This window comes from Treponema medium (assembly GCF_017161265.1).
Classification (GTDB): Bacteria; Spirochaetota; Spirochaetia; order Treponematales; family Treponemataceae; genus Treponema; species Treponema medium.
In genome coordinates this window covers 1868650-1889824 of sequence record NZ_CP031393.1, presented here as the reverse complement: position 1 = coordinate 1889824, position 21175 = coordinate 1868650, and the positions used below count along the sequence as shown (strand labels likewise).

At 44.8% G+C, this 21175-nt stretch carries 22 protein-coding genes and 2 tRNA genes; 17 read left to right on the top strand and 7 right to left on the bottom strand.

Going from position 1 to position 21175, the window contains the following annotated elements; genetic code table 11:
- The first annotated feature begins 35 nt into the window (after positions 1–35).
- A complete protein-coding gene (locus tag DWB79_RS08290) occupies positions 36–2636 on the top strand; it encodes a transglycosylase domain-containing protein (protein ID WP_016523587.1) in 2601 nt (866 codons plus the stop codon).
- Positions 2637–2957: 321 nt separating this feature from the next.
- Here the strand turns inward: DWB79_RS08290 and DWB79_RS08285 are convergent.
- The 3 genes from DWB79_RS08285 to DWB79_RS08275 all read right to left on the bottom strand — a co-directional run bounded on the left by DWB79_RS08285 (position 2958) and on the right by DWB79_RS08275 (position 6280).
- Positions 2958–3030, bottom strand: a tRNA-Met gene (locus tag DWB79_RS08285).
- Between the two features lie 99 nt (positions 3031–3129).
- On the bottom strand, positions 3130–5400 hold the full coding sequence (locus DWB79_RS08280) for a glycoside hydrolase family 2 protein (protein ID WP_016523586.1): 2271 nt from the start codon (positions 5398–5400) through the stop codon (positions 3130–3132).
- Position 5401: 1 nt separating this feature from the next.
- Entirely contained in the window at positions 5402–6280 is an 879-nt protein-coding gene (locus DWB79_RS08275) for a hypothetical protein (protein ID WP_016523585.1), read from the bottom strand.
- A 172-nt stretch (positions 6281–6452) separates the two neighbouring features.
- Here DWB79_RS08275 and DWB79_RS08270 point away from each other — a divergent pair, with 172 nt between their 5' ends.
- From DWB79_RS08270 to DWB79_RS08260, 3 genes are all read left to right on the top strand, one after another.
- Positions 6453–8015, top strand: a complete 1563-nt coding sequence (locus DWB79_RS08270; RefSeq protein ID WP_016523584.1) for an extracellular solute-binding protein — start codon at positions 6453–6455, stop codon at positions 8013–8015.
- Positions 8016–8115: 100 nt separating this feature from the next.
- Complete coding sequence (locus DWB79_RS08265; RefSeq protein WP_051125848.1) at positions 8116–9027, top strand: ABC transporter permease; 912 nt, start codon at positions 8116–8118, stop codon at positions 9025–9027.
- Between the two features lie 11 nt (positions 9028–9038).
- On the top strand, positions 9039–9905 hold the full coding sequence (locus DWB79_RS08260; protein ID WP_016523582.1) for a carbohydrate ABC transporter permease: 867 nt from the start codon (positions 9039–9041) through the stop codon (positions 9903–9905).
- Positions 9906–9978: 73 nt separating this feature from the next.
- On the opposite strand, the gene DWB79_RS08255 is transcribed toward DWB79_RS08260, so the two are convergent.
- A complete protein-coding gene (locus DWB79_RS08255) occupies positions 9979–11274 on the bottom strand; it encodes an ABC transporter substrate-binding protein (protein WP_016523581.1) in 1296 nt (431 codons plus the stop codon).
- A 78-nt stretch (positions 11275–11352) separates the two neighbouring features.
- On the opposite strand from DWB79_RS08255, the gene DWB79_RS08250 reads away from it, so the two are divergent.
- On the top strand, positions 11353–12003 hold the full coding sequence (locus DWB79_RS08250; RefSeq protein ID WP_016523580.1) for a Crp/Fnr family transcriptional regulator: 651 nt from the start codon (positions 11353–11355) through the stop codon (positions 12001–12003).
- 290 nt (positions 12004–12293) lie between these two features.
- Positions 12294–12367, top strand: a tRNA-Ile gene (locus DWB79_RS08245).
- Between the two features lie 102 nt (positions 12368–12469).
- On the opposite strand, the gene DWB79_RS08240 is transcribed toward DWB79_RS08245, so the two are convergent.
- On the bottom strand, positions 12470–13240 hold the full coding sequence (locus DWB79_RS08240; protein WP_016523579.1) for a radical SAM protein: 771 nt from the start codon (positions 13238–13240) through the stop codon (positions 12470–12472).
- A 3-nt stretch (positions 13241–13243) separates the two neighbouring features.
- Positions 13244–13756: a glutaredoxin family protein gene (locus DWB79_RS08235; protein WP_016523578.1), complete on the bottom strand. Its 513-nt coding sequence runs from the start codon at positions 13754–13756 to the stop codon at positions 13244–13246.
- 281 nt (positions 13757–14037) lie between these two features.
- On the opposite strand from DWB79_RS08235, the gene rpsP reads away from it, so the two are divergent.
- The 11 genes from rpsP to DWB79_RS08180 are packed head-to-tail and all read left to right on the top strand — an operon-like array spanning position 14038 to position 19618.
- Positions 14038–14286, top strand: coding sequence for a 30S ribosomal protein S16 (gene rpsP / locus DWB79_RS08230; RefSeq protein WP_016523577.1), 249 nt, complete (start codon positions 14038–14040; stop codon positions 14284–14286).
- A gap of 14 nt (positions 14287–14300) precedes the next feature.
- A complete protein-coding gene (locus tag DWB79_RS08225; protein ID WP_006188554.1) occupies positions 14301–14534 on the top strand; it encodes a KH domain-containing protein in 234 nt (77 codons plus the stop codon).
- Complete coding sequence (gene rimM / locus DWB79_RS08220; protein WP_016523576.1) at positions 14534–15058, top strand: ribosome maturation factor RimM; 525 nt, start codon at positions 14534–14536, stop codon at positions 15056–15058. Before DWB79_RS08225 ends, rimM begins: the two co-directional genes overlap by 1 nt.
- Positions 15055–15801: a tRNA (guanosine(37)-N1)-methyltransferase TrmD gene (trmD, locus tag DWB79_RS08215; protein ID WP_016523575.1), complete on the top strand. Its 747-nt coding sequence runs from the start codon at positions 15055–15057 to the stop codon at positions 15799–15801. Before rimM ends, trmD begins: the two co-directional genes overlap by 4 nt.
- Complete coding sequence (gene rplS / locus DWB79_RS08210; protein WP_016523574.1) at positions 15779–16138, top strand: 50S ribosomal protein L19; 360 nt, start codon at positions 15779–15781, stop codon at positions 16136–16138. The genes trmD and rplS overlap by 23 nt, the downstream gene beginning before the upstream one ends.
- Before the next feature lie 5 nt (positions 16139–16143).
- Complete coding sequence (locus tag DWB79_RS08205; protein ID WP_016523573.1) at positions 16144–17121, top strand: hypothetical protein; 978 nt, start codon at positions 16144–16146, stop codon at positions 17119–17121.
- Between the two features lie 58 nt (positions 17122–17179).
- A complete protein-coding gene (locus tag DWB79_RS08200) occupies positions 17180–17446 on the top strand; it encodes an EscU/YscU/HrcU family type III secretion system export apparatus switch protein (RefSeq protein WP_016523572.1) in 267 nt (88 codons plus the stop codon).
- Positions 17439–18671, top strand: a complete 1233-nt coding sequence (locus tag DWB79_RS08195; protein ID WP_016523571.1) for an HD-GYP domain-containing protein — start codon at positions 17439–17441, stop codon at positions 18669–18671. The genes DWB79_RS08200 and DWB79_RS08195 overlap by 8 nt, the downstream gene beginning before the upstream one ends.
- Entirely contained in the window at positions 18671–19042 is a 372-nt protein-coding gene (locus DWB79_RS08190; protein WP_016523570.1) for a YraN family protein, read from the top strand. Before DWB79_RS08195 ends, DWB79_RS08190 begins: the two co-directional genes overlap by 1 nt.
- Complete coding sequence (locus DWB79_RS08185; RefSeq protein ID WP_016523569.1) at positions 19039–19215, top strand: hypothetical protein; 177 nt, start codon at positions 19039–19041, stop codon at positions 19213–19215. Before DWB79_RS08190 ends, DWB79_RS08185 begins: the two co-directional genes overlap by 4 nt.
- A 55-nt stretch (positions 19216–19270) precedes the next feature.
- The gene (locus tag DWB79_RS08180) at positions 19271–19618 is read left to right on the top strand and encodes an LIM domain-containing protein (RefSeq protein ID WP_252722475.1); all 348 of its coding nucleotides are present in this window, start codon (positions 19271–19273) and stop codon (positions 19616–19618) included.
- Between the two features lie 96 nt (positions 19619–19714).
- On the opposite strand, the gene DWB79_RS08175 is transcribed toward DWB79_RS08180, so the two are convergent.
- On the bottom strand, positions 19715–20497 hold the full coding sequence (locus tag DWB79_RS08175) for an Rpn family recombination-promoting nuclease/putative transposase (protein ID WP_016523567.1): 783 nt from the start codon (positions 20495–20497) through the stop codon (positions 19715–19717).
- Positions 20498–21175: the final 678 nt, after the last annotated feature.

Here is a 21175-nt window from a genome sequence, read left to right as displayed (position 1 = left end):
GTTCATACAACCGATTGTGCCGATTATAAACGGTTATGAAAATACGGCAGAGTAATACACTCAGATTATCTAAAAAACGGCTGCTGTACGGCGTAGGAGCACTGCTTGCACTCTGTATCGGCGGCTGGCTTTCGCTCTTTTTGCCGTTCCCGGAACTGGACGCTTTTATGCAGCGGGATTGGAGTACCCGCGTCTATGATCGGGGCGGAAACCTCATTCAAATCCTCGCACTGGAGGACGGCATACGGCGTGAGTTTACGGCGTATGAATCGATGCCGCCCGACGCCGTCCGCATCTTTCTCGCTGCGGAGGACAAGGATTTTTTCTCCCACCGCGGCATCGATGTTGCCGCTATTGCACGGGCGGCTTATCAAAATATCAGCAGCGGGAAGCGGGTTAGCGGTGCGTCTACCGTTACGATGCAGCTCGCCCGCCTCGTCGTTCCGGCAAAAAAGCGCACACTTTTTGCAAAGCTCCGCGAAGCTCGAAACGCGCTCCGGATTGAGCGGCGCCTTTCAAAACAGGCTATTCTAGAACTCTATCTTAACAGCCTTCCGTTTGGCTTCCAAACCGAAGGTCTTACCTCGGCAGCAAGGAATTTTTTTGCCCTGCCGCTTTCGGAACTGACTGCGGAACAGCTCTGCTGCCTCGCAGTCATCCCCCGCCGTCCCGCCGGTTACAACCCGCTTGAGCATCCCGAAGCCTGTGCCGAAAAAGCGGCCGCGCTCTACCGCGCCGTCTTTATGCAAGAAAGCGAAGGGCAGGACGGACAGCAAGACACCCTGCTTACAGATCGGCTGCTGCAGGCTGCCCGTACTGCACGCCGCTTTGAATACCCCTTCGGGATGCCTCATTACATCGAATACCTTGTGCGGCGGTACAAAGCAGGTGATTTTCATCGACAACCGGAAGCTCCGCAAGGTGCGCAAGGTGGTACTCAACCGCACCCGGAAGGCAGCCCTGAAATTGCGCAGGGCAGCAGTCCCCCACAGAAAAACAGTCAAACACAGATGAGCCGACAGTCCGTATCGGCATCTCCCAAAGCAGCACCTCAAGCATTGCCTCCCGACTGGTATTTAACCGCAGACAGTGCCTTGTCCGCTCAGGCTGAACTGCTCCTCCGCGCTCAGTTGAAAAACAATCCTCAAGCGCGCGTACACAACGGCGCCATTCTCGTTATCGAAAACGCAACCGGAAATATCCTTGCGTGGATAGGATCGAACTCATATTTTGACGATGAAAACAATGGAAAAATCGATGGCGTTACCGCGTTAAATCAGAGCGGAAGCAGTTCCAAACCGTTTTTATATGCGCTCGCATTGGAACAAGGATGGAAGCCGTCGGATGTCTTACCGGATATTCCGATACGGTTCGGAAAAGAAGAAGCGTATATCCCGCGCAACTTTAATAACCGGTTTAACGGTCCCGTCCGCTTACGGGTTGCGCTTGCCTCCAGCCTCAACATCCCCGCCGTCTATCTCCTCAACGAACTCGGCATCGAAACCTATTTGCACACGTTAGAGGAACTCGGCTTTCAGTCTATTGGAACAGACGGCGCAGAGGCAAAACTGTCGCTTGCACTCGGCAGCGTACCAGTGCCCCTCTACCAACTGGTACGCGCGTTCAGCGTTTTTCCACGCGACGGAGTAATCCTTCCGCTGCGCTCATTTACGGACGGGAGCACTGCCGACGGCTTTTCCGCACCGAGACAGGTTTTCAGCGCAGACACCGCGCGGCTCATCTGTTCAATCCTTTCAGATTCCGCAGCGAGGGCAAAGGGGTTCGGTTTCTCTTCACCCCTGAACACCCCCTTTCCTTCCATCTTTAAAACAGGCACGGCAAATCAATTTCAGAGCCTTATCGCCCTCGCATCATCATCAGCCTTTACCGTCGGCATCTGGATGGGGAATTTTGCAGGCAATACCGTCATCGGAAAAACAGGAAGCTCCGCTCCCGCTTCGATTGCACGGAACTTACTCATCCGGCTGCACAGCCAGCCCTTCGCGGACGGTCTTACGGTACCGGCAAAAAACTTTGCAGAACCGGAGCATTGGCACCGCGAACCCGTTTGCGCCCTTTCGGGAATGCCCGCCGGTCCGGCATGCCACAATACAGTGCAGGAATATCTGCCGTCCGCATTCACCGCTTTGAGCGAGCACAACAGGTACAATGGACAGAGTGGATACAACAGCTTCGGCACATCCAACCGGCTCAACGCACCCAACCGGCACGGCACATATAAACGGGAAACCGGCGAATATGATCAAGCGGGCGGCGAATGCAGCTGGCATCAAATACAAAACGGACGCTCAGTTACCGTATACCCCGAAGAATACCGGCGCTGGTTTGCGAACATCACACGGCACGGTACAATCGGACAGCCGAGCAATGCGTTAACCGTCATCCGGCCGGCAGACGGCAGCCGTTTTGTCAGCAATGCTCGTTACCAAGGCATCGGTGTTCCAATCGAAATTACCGGCGGTACGGAAGATACCGTACACATTAGCTACGACGGCCGCGCTCCGATTACCCTAAACCGCCCGTTTTCAGGCAGCCTTCCGCTGGAAAAAGGAGAACACCGGCTTATCGTCCGCTGCGGCGATGAAGAGGTATCGGTTGTATTTACCGTTGAATGAGTGGGAAGGTATAACTTCGACAACCAAATAAGGTTGCCTCGTTAACCGATGAGTTTGCCTTGTGGCAAACTCACTTATTGACGTGTGTGCTATCGCGCACGAATTGAACAACTTCCAAAGTTGATACTTTGTTCAGTTGTTCAATTTTAAGGAACCTCTAAAAACATAAGTCTTATCGATTTGTTCTGTAAGGAAATGATTTATCATATCCGCTTTGCGAACTGCGAATCAGTTTTTGAGAGGTAAGTTTTGCGCAGCGGTTTTCCCTTAGATTTAATCTACAAAAAAAAGACACTCTGAACGAGTGTCTTTTAAAGGAGTTAGCGGCAATAGGGCTTGAACCTATGACCTAACGGATATGAGCCGTTTGCTCTACCAACTGAGCTATACCGCCATAAAAATACTTAAAGAATATAGCGTAAAATCAAATCTTTGTCAATTACCCTTAAAATTTTTAAAATTTTACTTTACCTAAAAATTGATGCCTTTAACCTCACCGGATGCGGATTGAAACAGTTCCGCTTTTAAATTCACCGGTTTGTGCGGACACCTTTACCGTGCCGACTTTTCCGAGCGTTTTAATCCAAAAGCCGCGGGCGCCGCCGATGAGGGCGAACTCCTTAGGGCCGATAACCTCGGCGGGGCCTTTCAGCTTAATCTGCACAACCTCCGAACTATAAGGGAGTTCGTTCCCCGCCTGATCAAGGAGCCGCACAACAAAGCGGACGGCATCGGGTATGTCCGCCCGAAGTTTTGTCTCATCGGCGGTAAGCACAAGCTGCGTCGCAACGGGATTTGCAGTAAAGCGGCGGGTAATACACTCTTTACCGTTATGGTAGCCGATGAATACGGCATCTTCCCATCCGCCGCCCCACACGCTTGGAAGGTTCTCGATAACAACCGGCGGATGCGCAAGCCCGGGATATCGGTCAAAAGCGGGATAAAACAGACCTAAATCTTTTTCGCCGATGCTCAGCCGGACTGCGGTACAGTTCGTACAGATGATAAGCGGCGCAATTCCGCCGACTGCACGGTCGCCGACGGTATAACGGGTTAACGGTTCCAACACCGGCCGTACTTCCGCAGACAGCTGGCTCGCATAAACGCTTGCAGCAAACTTAGGAAGGCGGAACATATCCATCACACCGTGGTAGCAAATACGGTCGCCCGAACCGAAATTCGCATGAGTATTATAGTCAAACGCACACCATCCGATTGCGCCGCATTTTTGCGGGTCAAGGGCGGCGGCATTCTGTACCGCGAGGTGAAGCTTTGCATGCTCAACCAAACGCTCTTCCTGATCGAACCGTTTTGTCGGATAGATGTGTCCGCCGAACTCGGTTACCAGATACGGCACCACATCGGACTGTCCTGTAACCTCGCGCTGAGAACGAAGCGCTCGCGCAATTCCCGCTCCATTGCCAACAGGCAATCCTTGAGAACCATATATAAAATCGTTCATCGTATAGACGTCTTCAAAAAATTCACTGTTTTCAATACAGCGAACACCACCGGTCTGCCGGTACGGGTCAAGCTCATGGGCGATCGTATTTGTGCGCTGATAAAACGCCGTACAATCAGGCGATTCATTAATGCGTACTCCCCACAATATAATAGAAGGATGATTTCGATCTCTAATGATCATCTTCCGGATACTTTCGCAACTGACATCCTGCCATGCGGAATCGCCGATATGCTGCCAACCGGGCGTTTCTTCAAAAACCAATAAGCCAATCTCATCACATCGATCCAAAAAATACGGCGACTGCGGATAATGCGAAGTACGGACGATATTAACGCCAAGCTCGTATTTCAGAATATCAGCATCTTTCCGCTGTACCCGTTCAGGCATCGCATAACCGACGTAGGGAAAAGACTGGTGCCGGTTTAAACCGCGCAGCTTGAGCAGCTTGCCGTTTAAGAAAAAACCTTCCGGCGTAAACTCAGCCGTGCGGAAGCCGATACGGGCAGATACGGCATCACATACCATACCGTCTTCCAGTAAAGATACTTCGACACGATACAATTCAGGCTTTTCAAGCGTCCATAATTTTAAGCCGGTTAATTCATCCATAAGCATCGATAGAGAAAGAGACGGAACGGATACAACGAGACTTCTGCTCAACTCTGCCCGTTTCCGGTTTCTGGAATCGAAGAGTGCTACGGAAACATCGATCGATTTATTCGTTCGTTCGCTGTGTGCAATCGCAATATCAACCTGCAAACTTTTTTCTGCCGTTAAAATGGAAACAGGGCGGGCATACATCGATTCGATATGACAATGGGGAACCGCACGCAGCGTAACATCGCGGTAAATGCCTCCATAACAAAGGTAATCGACCTCACCGCCGAACGGGGGGATATCGGCTCGTTCCGTCGAATCAACGTATACAACCAATACGTTCCTTTCTTCATCTCCATACTCAACATATTGAGTAATCTCTACGGAAAAAGGAACATATCCGCCTTTATGCTCGCCGGCGAACTGTCCGTTAACAAAAACCTTCGCATAGCACATCACTCCGTCAAAGTCGATAAAAAGGCGCATCCCTTGCAACTGATGGGATACGGCAAATTTTTTTCGATAACACGACTCAAATTGATATATTTTTTCAGCAAAATAATGATACGGCAATTCTTTCACCGTATGAGGAAGCTGCACTTCGGTAAAATATGTTTCGTCGCAATCGGGTTGTATATACTGTTCTGTAAAGTTTTCTGCAAATTGCCAATTTTGCCATAAAGGGAGTAGTGTCCGTGCCATCTTACGCCTCCGTTTGTATATCAATCATCTGATTCAATACGATATTCAGATCTTCGATAAAAATTCCGGAATACCGTTCGATGTTTTTTATAATAGAATCTTTTAATGCCAATATCCGCCCTGTCAAATCAGGCCCTGCCGGCATATCGACCATCATAATAACTCTATAACCGTTATCTTCGGTTTGGACGGTAATTTTCTTAATATTTATCGCGCTATCGTACTGAGCCGCATATTGTATAACCATTTCTTTTAATGCAGTAGCGGAAATTTGTGCCGGATAAACCTTTGAGAACTCAGGGCGCACAACCGATTTTTCAAATAACGTTTCTTCCTCTTTTAAGTGTCCGATATTTGCATTACGGAACAGCAGCCTGATTTTATCATAAAATATTTGCGGATAGTTCCGTTTAACCTCGACAGATGGAACGGGAATAACATGTTTACCTTCGACACGGCGGCTTCTGATAGCGGTTTCAATCTCTTCCCTCGTTGCGATATCTTCAATGCGAATAATTTTTTGCGGCGGTGGAATTTGCAACCGCGTCGCAATTTTATTAACCATCTTATCCGACGTCCCCAAAATCAGCACTTTTTTACGACTGAATTGATGAAGTACTTTAGCTGCTTCATCACGATGCTGTTTATCGTCAAAGACAGCCGTTTTTACTGCTGCCAAAAAAGTCTTTTCCCGTTTTGCAGAATGCCCCGCGAGTATTTTATCACCTTTAATGACCAATCCGTCATCGATAATCAAATCAATTCCATATCTTTGCGCGACCAGCCGTGCCCTAAAACTTTTTCCGGTACCATTACCGCCAACCAGCGCATATATCTGAGGTCTCTTTATCCAGCGAAAAACCCTATCAAAAAACCGCATATTGGCTTAGTATAAGCCGGTTATTATATCTTCGCAAGTACGCGCATTGAAAATTCGTACCAAAACACACAGTAAAACTTGACAAATGGGTAATAGCAGGTTACCCTTTTTAAAGAGCAGTTTGATGTAAACTCAAATAATTTTAAAGATGCTCATCAATTCGGAGGAAATCATGAAACGTATGTTTAAGCTCTGTGCCGCACTGCTGATTGCCGGTACCTTGCTGAGCGGGTGCGATACGAAAAAAACGGACGCATCCGCATCCCAAACCAATTCGGAAAAGCCGATTGAAATCTCATTGTATTATTCAGACAATGCGACGCTTCCCTTCAAAGCCGATTGGCTGACCGTGCAGGAATCGGAAAAGCGCTCAAACACAAAATTGCACTTTGAGCCGATACCGATTGCCGATTACAGCACCAAGGTATCGTTAGCATTAAATACCGGCAATGGTCCCGATGTAATCCTTTACCAAAACACCAACGGAGAAAACGGTTCCTTGGCATTAAACGGCGCGCTTATTCCGATCAGCGACTATGCCGAATGGACTCCGAACTTTAATGCACAGGTAAAAAAATTCGGATTGGAAAAAGACATCGACGCAGTTCGCCTGAAAGACGGAAAATATTATTATCTTCCTTCTTTATTCGACGTTCCTTTTTACGATGGCGGATTGATTTTGCGCGAAGACATACTGAATAAATATGGCTTATCTCAGCCGAAAACATTCGACGACCTCTATGTCTATTTAAAGAAATACAAACAAGATAATCCCGACTCATATCCCCTGACCATTTTGGCCGGCCCGCGGGTTTTATATAGAATGACAATGCCGTCATTCGGAATCAGCCTCAGCAAAAATTCTTCAACCGGTACCGGTGTTTTAAGCTGGGACTATGCGCAGGGTAATTATTTTGCAGGCGCCGTAACGGAAATGTATAAGTCCTATGCACGCTTCCTTGCAAAGCTCTACAAAGAGGGTTTGTTAGATCCTGAAATGGCAGATCCCATCGACGGCGATAAATGGGCGCAAAAGCTCGCTACCGGCAAAGCAGTTGCCACGTATGCGTACTATGACCAAATCGGCGGCGTTACCGGAAAATCGGCTATCGAAGGCTTTAAACTGCAAATGTATCCGCCGCTTGCAGGCCCCGCAGGCGCTCACCACCAACCAAAGAGCAGAACACAATGGGGTATCATGTTCCCGTCAAAGACCGCAAAACGCGCTGACTTTGAACAAATTGTCCGTGCGATTGATGATATTTTCTTCAGCGATGAAGGGGCAAAACTCTGGTGTCTCGGCGTAGAAGGCGTAACCTATACGGTTGAAAACGGTAAAATCCAGTATGCAAAAGAAATTACCGAAGCTCCTGAAGGTATTTACAAGACGATGCAGTTAAAATACGGCTGCGGCGCCGATACGACGCAGCTGGTATGGATCAACAGCAGAGAAATGACCAAGTATGACGACAATTATGCCCGCATCAATGCAGAAGTAGAAAAAATGGATATGGCGATCCAGCCGATTCCCCCTACCCCGCTGTTTGATGATGCCGTTGCCGAAGAAGCAGGTATCCTGCGCACTCCGCTCCTAGACACATTTGAAAAATGGAACAATGATTTTATCACCGGGAAAAAAGATATTGATAAGGATTGGAATGCCTATGTTACCGAAATGAATAATGTCGGCATTGAAAAGTACCTTACGCTCTATAACGAACACGTAAGGAAATAACCTCTTGCTGCGCCTGCATAAGCATCGCTTTGTAGGTGTATTGGGCATCTCTAAAAACTCAGGTATAGCTTTTAGAGATGCCTTATTATTTTTTAACGCTATGAATCAAAGAACAAAACGCTATTTTCATCAATACTGGCAGCTTTATGCGATGCTTCTGCTACCCTTAATTTATTTTATCATATTTAAATATGTTCCGATTTTCGGTAATGTACTTGCATTTAGGCGATATCGTCCGGGGCTCGGCGCATTTGGCACCGAATGGGTAGGTCTGCGCTATTTTACAATGTTTTTTAAAGACCCAGCTTTTTGGCGGGCATTTAGGAATACGCTGACTTTATCGCTGATGAATTTACTCATAAACTTCCCGATACCGATTATCTTTGCGCTCCTTTTAAACGAAATACGTTCCGTTTTTTTAAAGAAATTTGTACAAACGGTTTCATATATGCCGCGCTTTATTTCAACCGTTGTCGTTATTGCAATGGCTGCGGAAATTCTTTCGCCGAGTACCGGTATTTTAAATCTTCTGTTAAAAAATACTTTCGATATGCAGCCGATCTATTTTATGAATGAACCGTCTTATTTTAGAATACTATATATTTTCACCGACACATGGCAGTATATGGGTTGGACTGCCATTATCTATCTTGCGGCAATTACGGGAATTAACGAAGAATTATACGAGGCGGCAAAAATCGATGGTGCGGGAAAATTACAGCAAATACTGTATATCACCATACCGTCTATCTTGCCGACTATTATGGTGATGCTTATTCTGGAAATAGGCAGATTACTGACGCTTGGCTTTGAAAAAATCCTGCTTATGTATACCCCGAACAATGCGGATGTCAGTGATATTATCGCAACACTTGTATACCGTACCGGCTTAGCAAATCAAAACTATTCGTACGCAACCGCAATCGGATTATTTACCGGCGTTATCGGCATTTTCCTCGTTGCCTCTGCAAATGCTGCAAGCAAACGCCTCACCGACGAAAGTATCTATTAACGGAGTGATCTATGCAATCAAGACAAGAATCGTTCACTATTTTTAATCTTATCCTATTCATTGTAATGGCGTTTGTCGTACTCATCTGCATTGTACCATTTATATATATGATTGCCCTGTCTTTCTCCGACCCCGCAGCCATTATGCAGAACAAAGTATCGTTTTTACCGGTAGGATTTACAACTGCGGCATATAAGCAGATATTTACATACCCGAATTTTTTTAAAGCGTACGGTAATACTATTTTCTATACCTTTTTCGGAACCCTTATTGCGCTTTGTTTTACCTCGACCTTTGCATATCCACTTTCAAAAAAGTTTTTACGTGGAACCGGTATCATCATGAAGTTAATAGTCTTTTCGATGTTTTTTTCGGGAGGTTTAATCCCCACCTATCTGCTTATTTCTTCATTGCATTTAACGGGTACGGTATTTGCGATATTGCTTCCCTTTGCCATCAATCAGTTCCACCTGATTATCTTAATCAACTTTTTTAAAGCCTTTCCGCATGAGTTGGAAGAAGCGGCACTGATAGATGGGCTCGGCTACTTCAGGATTTTTACGCAGATTGTCATTCCTCTTTCAACTCCTGCTTTAGCGGCAATCGGTCTATATACGGCAGTATTCTTTTGGAATGATTGGTTTAACGGATTGATCTACTTAAAGTCTTCACAGTTCCCTGTTATGTTGTTTCTGCGCAATATCGTCAACGGTACGGCAACAATGGGAGATGGAGCCGGCAGCGCAGATATGTCGGTTATCGGTATTTCGATTAAAGCCGCCGTCATTATCGTTTCGACGCTGCCGATTATCCTGCTGTACCCCTTCCTGCAAAAATACTTTGTGAAAGGGCTTACCATCGGCTCGGTAAAAGGCTAAAGAGTAAAAGGTTAAATAACGTATATCTCGTAAGCGGTGTTGTAAAACCAGCAGTTCTACAACACCGTTTTTTTTATCGGCGGCTTTCGGAGCTGCTGCCGGCAGCGGTTTCAAAATCAGCTTTAATTTTTTCCAATACTACACCGATATCATTTTGATAGATAAAATCCCAGCCTACCCACGAGAATTTTTTATCGGCTGATAACCGATTGTCGACGGACGGATTGGTAGATGGGAAGAAACCGCTTTGCGCAAAAACTATACCGGTCTTTTCCGAAAGAAAAAACGATACAAAATCTTTTGTAAGTTCCTCAGTATCTTTTTTTACCAGCATAAAAATAGGAGCGACAATCGCACCGTCCTCCGGCCAAATCGTCTTCAGAGGAGTCCGCTCATCTATCATCTTAGAGAAAAAGTATGGACTGATACTGACCACAGGCTGCACAGCCGCGGCTTTACCGCCTTTGACCATTTGAGCAGGATGCATATAAGCACTGCATGCTTTGCCTAATTTCTTAATTCCTTCATCACCAAAACGCGCGTAGATATTAAGGATGACAGAATTGAATAAATCCAAATCACCGAATGGAATAGCGACGGAATGTTCAAATTCGGGAGATAAAATATCCTCCCATGTTTCCGGTACCTTTCTGCCGTTTAATAAAGCAGTATTTACAATCATAATTGCAGGAACGACGCCGATAATGGCGTAATTTTTTTTCTCATCCCGCAAATCGATATAGTCATTGCAAAAATCTTTATTGACCGTATCAAGTGCACAGTGAAATTCCTTGTTTTCAATAAAAGAACCCATCAGCTTTTTGTCAAAGAACAGTTCAAAACCGGCAGACAGGAGCACATCCGGCAGGTTTTCTTTTTTACCGGTTTTTGCCAGATCGATTATCCAATCAATACCGAGATTAGCCGATCTTAGATCATATCTGATTTTATAGTTTTTCTTTTCCAATTCTTCCTTATGCGTTTCGACATAATCGGAATAAAATGCTTCAAAGCTTTCCAGAAGAGGAATCCGTATCGGGCAAGGCAAAACACCTTCAATCCTGATCGTTTGTTTACCATCATCCGGTTCAAGAGGATTATCGCTTTTTACCTTTAAACCGAGATCGATATGTGCAAAACCCGACGAAGCGTTTTGTTCGATAACTTCAACGAGTTCCCGCTCGCATAAATCGATATCCAATTTCTTAGAAAGAAAAGCTTTTTCAAGTGTGATTTTCTTTCCCATCAATTTGCGCATGACCGGATTAGTGAGCGGCGTAAATCCCTTCCCTGCCAAATAGCGAATTGTTTCAGGATACCGTTCCGTAACGTCAAAAACCGTTTCATCCATGCTAAAATAACTATTCATTTACTGCTTCTCCTTATAACAGACTATTTACAACCGATACTAAAAAAAGAACCGCATACTATGCAAAGGAAGGATGCTGTGAATCCGCTCTTTAAAGATATTCCTGTAGAGGATCTGAAAAGCTATCTTACTGCAATCAGAGCGAAAAATACCGTTTATCAAAAAGACAGTTTTATTTTCTTTGAAGGTGACCTCCCCAAGGCATTGTTCGTTCTTAAATCAGGGGTTGTCCAAATCGAAAAAAATGATGCTGATGGTAAACGAATCATTATGAACCGCTTTGAAACACCGGAAACCGTCTTCGGTGAAGTCTATGCTTTCTTGCAATCCATCCCGTATGATTATTCATGCAGGATAATCGCCGATGCGGAAATTCTCAGTATTCCGGCAAATATATTTTCAACATCCGCAACACTGCCTGCCGTACAAACAAAAATTGTACAGAATCTTTTGTCTATTCTCGCGCATAAAGCTTATTTTTTAAACCAGAAGCTGCTGATATTTTCATCATTTACACTGCGCAAAAAAATAGCCGTGTATCTGTTACAGCAAGCGCATGGTCAGCCTAAAATAACGCTTACACTGAACCGAGAAGCTATGGCCGAATATCTTGCCGTTCCCCGCCCTTCCTTATCCCGTGAATTGATGAATATGCAAAAAGATAAACTGCTCACTATCTCCAATGATACCATAACCATTAATATCGATAGGCTCGAAGATCTTGCATAAATCAATTCCTCTGACGCAAAATGCCGGAGTCGTAAACCTACCGCACGCATCAATTGTGCGGTAGCCCTGCTCTAAAAACGCCAATTCTTATAGCTATACGGACTATATCATAACGAAAGCAAGAACTCGGTACCATTTGTTACCGGATTGGTATTTTAGTATCCGGAAAATAGGATATTATGAGAAAAAAATAATATTATCACTTTAGATTTTTGGCATTCAATTTTTTCGATATTCGTTTTTCGATTGCTTGACTAAAGCCGCAAAATAAATTATTATGGTGCTTTCTTGGGCCTATAGCTCAGTTGGTTAGAGCAGCGGACTCATAATCCGCGGGTCGCCGGTTCAAGTCCAGCTGGGCCCATTTTTTCCCTCATAACAATTTCTGCAAGAAACACCGGAACCTACAGCGTTGCGCTGTAGAGACCTCACTATTTTCTATCCATTTTTATGAATGACAAATCAATTATCGTAATTGGCTATTGGGAATCTTTGTTCCGGCAAGACGGATGAGATTCTCCATTTCAGCCTGTGTATATGGACGGATTGTATTCCATGCGGGATTAAGACAGTTACCCGGTAAAAAAGGAGCAAAAAACCATGCGGCATCGGAAGGGAGTAATGCTGAAATAGCGCGTATCTCTTCGGCGGCTACAAGCGGCGGTACAAGAACTGTTCTGTACTCGATTTCTACCGATCGGCAAAATCTTTGCTTTTCCTGCAAAATCATCAGCGTCCGTTTAAGCGCAGCTTCAGGCTGTTCAGCCGACGGCTCAGTCCCTGCCGGACAACAAAATTTAAGTTCATGATAACGGGAGGGAGCGGTCTTTATATCGACGGCTATCATATCCGGACAGAGCGCTTCGTCGTGCAATAGCGAATACATCCTATCCGGCAATAGACCGTTTGTATCAAGTTTAACGGCAAGACCGGCTTTTCGTGCCCGTAGAATAAGCTCCGGTAAAATCGGAGACAACAGCGCTTCTCCACCTGAAATAACGAGTCCGCGCAATACCGACTTCCGCTTTTCGATATGCTCATAGACCGCTTCGATCGGTACGTAGTCATTCGTACCGCCCTGCAATGATTTACCGGCAGGCCCTTCCAAAACGGATGCACATACCAACTCACCGTTATAGCAATACGGGCAGCGCAAGTTACAGCCGGGCAGAAAAACCGCAGCAGCAACCTTGCGCGGATAGTTGACAAGTGTGGTTTTCTGCAGACCGACATTCATAGCTTACGCGATAACCGCTTCAGCCGTATATGGAGTTAAGTGATACGCTTTAAGATCGGCAACCGAATATGCACGAGAAAGCTCTTTTTCCGATTCATTATACATGATAACGGTAGGACAGGAACGAACGCCGTGCTTGGCAGCAGCTTTAATACCCTCTTCGGTGTCGGCATCGATATAATGGATGTCAATACCGAGATTATTGCAGTAATCTTTAACAGGGGGGCAATTAGGACATGTCTTTCGCGTATATACCTCAAAAAAGGCAGGATATTGAATTGATGTCGTTCCCGTATCCACTACGGTACTTTGCCCTGCATAGAGGGGCGTTTTGGGATTTTCGTGTTCAAACATTTTCCGTTCTGAAAACTCTTCACGCTTGCCCTTATTCCAGTTACGGACGGAACGGTAATAACCGACTATGCGTGCATATACTTCCGTTGTGGAACCGTGTACGTTTTGCAGTTCGGACTGTGCAGCTGCAATATCAGCATCGATTGCTTCTCTTGTTCTCATGGTGCTTTACCCGCCTTTTTATAGAGTTATGTTTAACATCACACTATATAAGTTTATCTATATAGTGTTAATTACGCTTATGTTTATTACAATACCCCCATATATAGTGTATGTCAAGTAGTCAAACAAACTCCCTCTTTGCCGTAAAACTCGATGTCCTATGGTTGACCAAGTATCGGTTTTTATGTATTATAGCCTGTATTTTATTCTTGCAGGAACATTCCTAAAAGCTGCTCTTTTAGTAGTTCCTACTATATTGATTAATTTCCGGGAGGATTAACGTGAGCGTAAAAATCAGACTCAAGAAGTTCGGGAGTAAAAAGCGTCCGTATTACCGTATCGTAGTACAGGATGTTCGTGAACCCCGTGACGGTAAAACCATCGACGAGGTAGGCATCTACCATCCTATTGAAGCCGAAGATCAGCAGATTGCTTTTGATGCCGATAAGGTACGCGGTTGGCTTAATAAAGGCGCTCAGCCGACCGATACGGTTCGTCACTTACTCAACAAAAAACAATTCACATTATAGGTCGGCTATCGAGCATGGAACGTGATTTAGTCGAGTACATTGCAAAGTCGCTTGTCGATGATCCCAGCGCCGTTTCCGTATCGGAAAAAGAGACCGACCGCGGTATTGTGCTGGAATTGCGTGTTGCAAGCGGTGATGTAGGAAAGGTAATCGGAAAATTCGGAAGGGTTGCACAGGCAATTCGGACGTTGCTTATGGCATCAGCCGGTCGGAGCGGAACCCGTTATTTACTGGAAATTCTTGATTAATGGACTGGCTCATAACCGGTAGAGTTCGGGGTACATTCGGTCTCGAAGGCTTCATTAAAATTGAAAGCTGTTCGGGCGAGTATGAACATTTTCTAAACTTAAAAGAGATAAAGCTGCAACTTCCATCCAAAGGGACGGAAACACAGCATCCCGAAATCTTCTATCAGGTTGAAGAGTGTGTTATCCGTAATGCGGATGCATTATTAAAACTACGAGGTATCGATTCGCCTGAGGCGGCAAAGAAGCTGCACGGCGCGGATATATTGGTTCCTCGGGATATGGCTTGCCCGCTTGAACGCGGCGAGTTTTATATCAATGATCTTTGTAATTCTGACCTTGTGTACAAAGGAAATTCTGTGGGTACAATTGCAGATGTAGTGGAAGGCGGAGGCGGATTGTTATTGGAAGTCTCCGAGGCTGCAACAGGCAGAACCGTGTATGTTCCGTTTCGCTCTCAATTTATTGGGAAGATAAACATAGCGGCAAAGCAGGTTGAGCTTATGCACCGCTGGATTCTCGAATGAGATTCAATGTGCTGACCTTGTTCCCCGAAATACCCGCCGCCTTTTTCGAATCGTCGATCATGGCGAAGGCGGTCGAACGGGGGCTTATTACCTACAATCTGGTGAATATCCGCGACTTTGCTTACGACAAGCATCGAACCTGTGATGATCTAACCTACGGCGGCGGGGCGGGAATGCTCCTATTGCCGCAGCCGCTTGCGCTCGCGCTCGATTCCGTGCAGGCTGCCGAAAAACGAGTTATCTATGTAACTCCTTCCGGCAAACCCTTTACGCAATCATGTGCAGCAGAGCTTGCACGAGAAAAAGAACTCGTGTTTATCTGCGGCCGCTACGAAGGAATCGATCAGCGGATCATCGACGAATACGCCTGCGACGAAATTTCGCTCGGCGACTACGTTATGTCCTCAGGTGAACTTGCTGCGCTCGTAATAATAGACGCGGTGTACCGCTTGATCGACGGCGTTATTTCCCGCGAATCCCTTGAAGAGGAGAGCTTTTCCGACGGTTTGTTGGAATACCCCCAGTACACACGGCCGCAGATATTCAGGGACAGGGCTGTTCCTGAAGTGCTTCTGTCCGGCCACCACGAGCACATTCGTAAATGGCGGCTTGAACAGCGGATTAGAAAGACGCTTGCCATGCGTCCCGACTTACTGACAGTAATCCGTAGTTCGCCTGAATGGACAAAAGAAGCGGAACTTATTTTACAGGAGATAACAAATGGCAGAGAATTTAATTCGTAAGATTGAGGAAAAACAAAAGATTGTCGAAAAACCTTCTTTTAAAGTAGGCGATACCGTAAAGGTACACTTCAAGATTATTGAAGGAAAAACCGAACGTATTCAGATATATGAAGGCTTGGTGCTGTGCTTTAAAAATGCCGGTATCGGTCGGACATTCACCGTAAGAAAGAACTCTTACGGCGTTGGTGTCGAGCGCGTATTCCCGCTTCACTCGCCGCGTATTGCAAAGGTGGAAGTTGTGCATGCCGGTAAGGTACGCCGTGCTAAGCTGTACTACATCCGCGAGAAGATCGGTAAGGCGGCAAAGATTAAGACACTGCTGCAGAAAAAAAACTAGCGGATATGCAAGCCGTAGCGGAACGGTCGGTGCTTCTGATTCCATTACATCAGAATGAGGCGCTTAACGAGGCCGTTCTTTTACACGGGAATACTGCTGCCGGTTTTTCCGAGAATGAACCGGTAACGGTTCGGGTACTGTCTATCCTTAAAAACAATACGATACGGATTGCTATCAAGGGAACCGTATTGCAAGCACAGACAAAAGCTCTTTCTCAGGACATTCGAGAAGGAGCTTTTTTGTTGATGCGCGTTCATATTGCCGAGAACACGGTGGTACTAACACCGTACCGAAACCATATACTCCCGCAAACTCCTCATAACGATGTATTCACTCAACTCGGCATACCACAGTCAGATCTTACAGCAGCACTCATTGCTTTTTTTCGCGAAAACGAGCAGCCGCTTCAACCCCGTCCGCTCTTAAAAATCCTTTCCTCGCTCCATGTTTTTGCTCCTCACGAGAAAAAAGCCGCTTTTGCCGCTGCCCTCCTCTACTCCCGCGGCATTGAACCGTCACCGCAGCTGATTGCGCAATGCCTTACAGCCTTATTCACCCTTTCCGACACACAACATGAAAAGCCGATCGACGCTCCGGAAGATGACGACCTCTTTCGTTTTCTCAATCATGTAAAAGCCGGTAGAAACCACTGGGTCGTATTCCCGTTTGAAAAACAACTCGACACACTCTGGAAGGGTTCGGCAGCTTTTCTCCTTGACCTGCAAGACACCGTATGTCATGAATGCTGCCTGAGGGTACGGAGCGAAGAAAAGCAGGAATCATGGACGTTTATGCTCAAAAACAATACCTGCCTTTTTTCCTATCAGGGAGCGACAGCTCTTTCGGTACAGAAAAAGGAAAATCTTACAGCATTGCTGCAGGATTGTCTGAAATCCGCAGGAGTTGTGTCATATACCGTACATTATGCCGATAATAATATAGAAGATAATCATACCCTTGCATCAATTGATATATCAGTGTAGAATATACTCGGAGTGGGTATGGCTTTTTTATATTACCGTGAAGATAAAAAGCGATAATATGAGCAGAGTACAAGACTGTTCGGTAGCATTGTCATATACATTTGGGGAGAGTGTTCCGCTGATTACCGCCTCAGGACGCGGTGCAGTTGCGCAAAAGATACGGGAAATTGCCGATAAATGTCATATTCCCCTCATCAATGACCCTCTGTTGGCGGAAGTGTTGGTTGAAGCTGAAATAGGCTCTTGTATTCCTGAAGAAACGTATCAAGCGGTTGCCGCTCTTTTTGCATTTCTTCAAAAAAAGGATGGGATAATCGGTGCTTAGGCGAATTAAAGTAGAAGATTTAAAAGAAGGCATGATATTTTCAGAGTCGCTCTTCTTTGATGACGGTAAGAACAAAGTCCTCGGCAAAGGGTATCCGGTTTCTGAACGTGAACTATCGGTATTAAAGCAATGGAAAGTGCCTTTTGTTATGATCGCCGGTAAAATCATAAAAAAGAGAGCGGAAGTAGCAGAATTGGTTGAAGAATTAGATGCACTACCCGACGAAGGTGGAGCTTCAACTGCTAAAACAGCTAACAAAAACACTCGAAAGAAAACAGCAGAAGAAAATACTATTTTACAGCTGCCGGATATTTTAACCCATAGTGAACTGTATACCGAATATTTGGCAATTATCCTAACACTGGATATCTTTTTAACCGAGGTAAAAAAAAGAAAACCCATATCACCGCGGCCTATAGACGGAATAGCCTTGAGGCTCCGTAATTTGCTTGCAGCTAATAGACCGCTCGCTATTTCATTTATCCTATCAGCCCAAATTCCTGAACGAGATATGGCAAAAGCCCTCATCGATACTGCTATTTTAGCTGAAACCATCGCAAATTTTATGAATCTGCCTGAAGATTATATTGACGATGTAGTACTCGCTTCCCTGCTGCATGATTGTGGTATGCTGAGAATTCCCGATAATATTTTAAGCAAGAAGACAGCGCTTTCAGATACTGAAATGCAGACTGTTGCGGCTCATACCATCTATGGCTATAAAGCTGTATTATCGGAATTTGTATATACCGAACGAGTTGCAATGCTTGTTCTCGAGCACCATGAACGCTGGGACGGCAAAGGATATCCAAACGGGCTTGATAAAGAGTCCATTGAAATAGGGGCTCGTATTATCGCTGTTGTAGATGCCTTTGTCGCAATGACCGCACGAAAGGCTTATCGCAGTGCATTGCTCGGTTATGATGCAATGAAGACGCTGCTCGCAGATAAAGGCCGCCGCTTTGATTATGAAGTCATCAAAGCGATGATTCAGAGTATTGGTGTATATCCCATCGGCTCAATAGTTTTGATGAACGACACCTCCATCGTCCGTGTTGTGGGTATAACTCCCGAAGCTCCCTTACGCCCGCTGATTAGAGTACTCATCGATGAAACCGGACACCTTTATCCCAATAATAAGGGCAAACTCATTGATTTGAAGGAACACAAAAATACTTTTATCGTCAAGGCTATTGACCCACTGCAGTATCAGCAAAAAAAGTGATGGAAGAGCGGCTGGGATCGGCTGGTGAAGCATTCGCAGAAAAATGGCTTGAACGGCAAGGGTATTCCATCATCGCCCGGAACTGGCGAACCAGAACAGGGGAAATCGACATTATAGCGGAAAAAGACGAAACGCTTATCTTCTTTGAAGTAAAAACATTACCCCATACGCCGCTTACAGACTTGGATATTATTGTCGGAAATAGAAAACAAGAAAGGATTTGTAAAACCGCTAAATATTTTCTCTTAACTCATCGAAAATATAACAAGATGCATATACGGTTTGATGTTCTTGTGTTACCGTTTGATCCACGAACGATAGAAGCAGCTGAGCCTTTGCATCTAGAGAATGCTTTTGAGGATTATGTATGAATGTTGGCGTGTTTCCAAAGAAAGAGCGGTATACTCCCCGTAAATACTTTACCGAATCTGATTTTCGCGAAATGGAAACAAAACTCAAGGATGAGACATATATTCAAGCTGCCATATATCGATTAGCATCGATATTGACCGAACAGATGATGTATATGAAGGATGAAGAATAATATGAGCAATAGGCGGGGACATAGGAAAGAAAACCGTTATACAGAAAATACCGCGGTGAATAATAAACCGTATCTCAACTCGCAGCACGAGGAACCGGTCGAAGTTTTTACCTGCGCACGATGCGGCAAGCCTATCAAAGATTTAAGCGCTGCATTAGCGGATAAAACAGACGGCAATCCCGTGCATTTTGATTGTGTATTGAATTTTTTAAAGCAAAACGAAACATTACAGGAAAATGAAGCGATTTCTTACATCGGACAAGGTAGATTTGCCGTTATCAAATACGCTTCAATGGTAACAATGAAAGAATTCACAATCGTTAGAATCATTGAATGGGAAGATAAAAACCAGCGAGCAGAATGGCGAGGCACCATCGCCGACCGTTTCAGCTTAATCGATTAACCTTGTTGAGCAGTTGTACAAGGATGTACAACTGCTCAACGACGCTTCACCGAATTTGTTGCACTTTCCTTGCCCAACGAATTAATGCATTGCCAATTAAATCAGTGTTTCTACATCTTCCTTATTTAGGCCTGTTGCTTTTGCGATATTTTCCACAGATAAGCCGAATTGCAGAAGATTTTTTGCCGTTTCAATCTTTGCTTGATGGGAACCTTTTGCTTCCCCTTCATCAAAGGCATCCATAAGAGCTGCCGGTAAAATATGGTATTCTTTCCGTGCTAATTCGTTCTGTTTTACCGTCTGTATCATCTGTTCTATCCTCCCTGTATATTCAGTCGTTACCTTACCGGTTTTGACGTACTGTAAAAAACCTTGTAAGTCTTTATTATCTGCTGTGTTAAACGCATTTGCATTCAGTATAATCTTTTTTGTTCCATCCTGTAAGAGGATAGTTTTATCTTCTATGCAAACGTTCTCAAACGTGTAGATAGCTCGATTCTTTCCTACAGGATCAAACAAACAAATAAAGATAATAAAACTATCATTTAGCGCCTTATAAGAATATCCCTGATCAAGAAATGCAACGTCAAGAGCGGCTTGATAGTATCTCATCCGTTTCGGAATGTTATATTGGTTAGCAACTTGCATTTCAATATCATAGGAAGTCCCTGCTTCGTCTTTTACCAATACGTCAAGACGGATGCTTTTTGCTCCCGAATTAGTGGTAACGGTATTCTGGGATGCCAAATACGTGATTTTCTCGATCTTGATGCTAAAAAGCATTTCAAGGAATTCTTTACAGATAGGTTCATGTTCCATGACCTTACAGAACATAAAATCGTCAGAAATGGTTAATTCTTCAAATGGTTTTTGAGCCATCTTCTACCTCCGTGAATATATATCTCTATATACATCACGGATGCAAAAATGGCTAAAGAAAATTGAGAAAATTTGAGTTTTTTAATTACAAAATCCTATTGCAATACTTCCTACAGCGGCTGATTGCAACGTGCGCAAGCACAGGTGTAATGTGCAAAGCATATTCCTCTTCTGTCCACACACCGCTTTCATGCTTGTAGCGGTATTGCTTAATACGGTTTTTAAGACGTTTCTTTTTCTTTTGTGAAAGGTATATTCCTTTCGGTTTGAACAAAAAAACCAGAAACGAAACACCGCTTGCGGTTTTGCCGCAAGTTTCTTCCTTTAGGGTTAAAAGTAACTCCTCTCCCAAATCTACCCTAAGAACCCGCCTTTGTTCCAAGACATAGTTCTGAATAAAAACTGTTTTCTCCTGCTGCAACAAATTCTTTGGTAACGGCGATAATTTTATGCCCGCGTAAAAAAGCATTCTTATAAATTCGGCAACACAGAAATTTTCACATTTCGAGGCTGCCGAATTGTTGCGCTTTCGTAAAGCAATGCTTAAACGAAAACGTTCTGAATAAGTAATATTGACCTGTCTGATTTGTGCACAACGCAATTGGTTTTTCAGTAGCAGCATGCGGTATAGAGCTTGCCGCAAGCCTTTTTAACGACGAGATTTGTGCATAGCCCAAA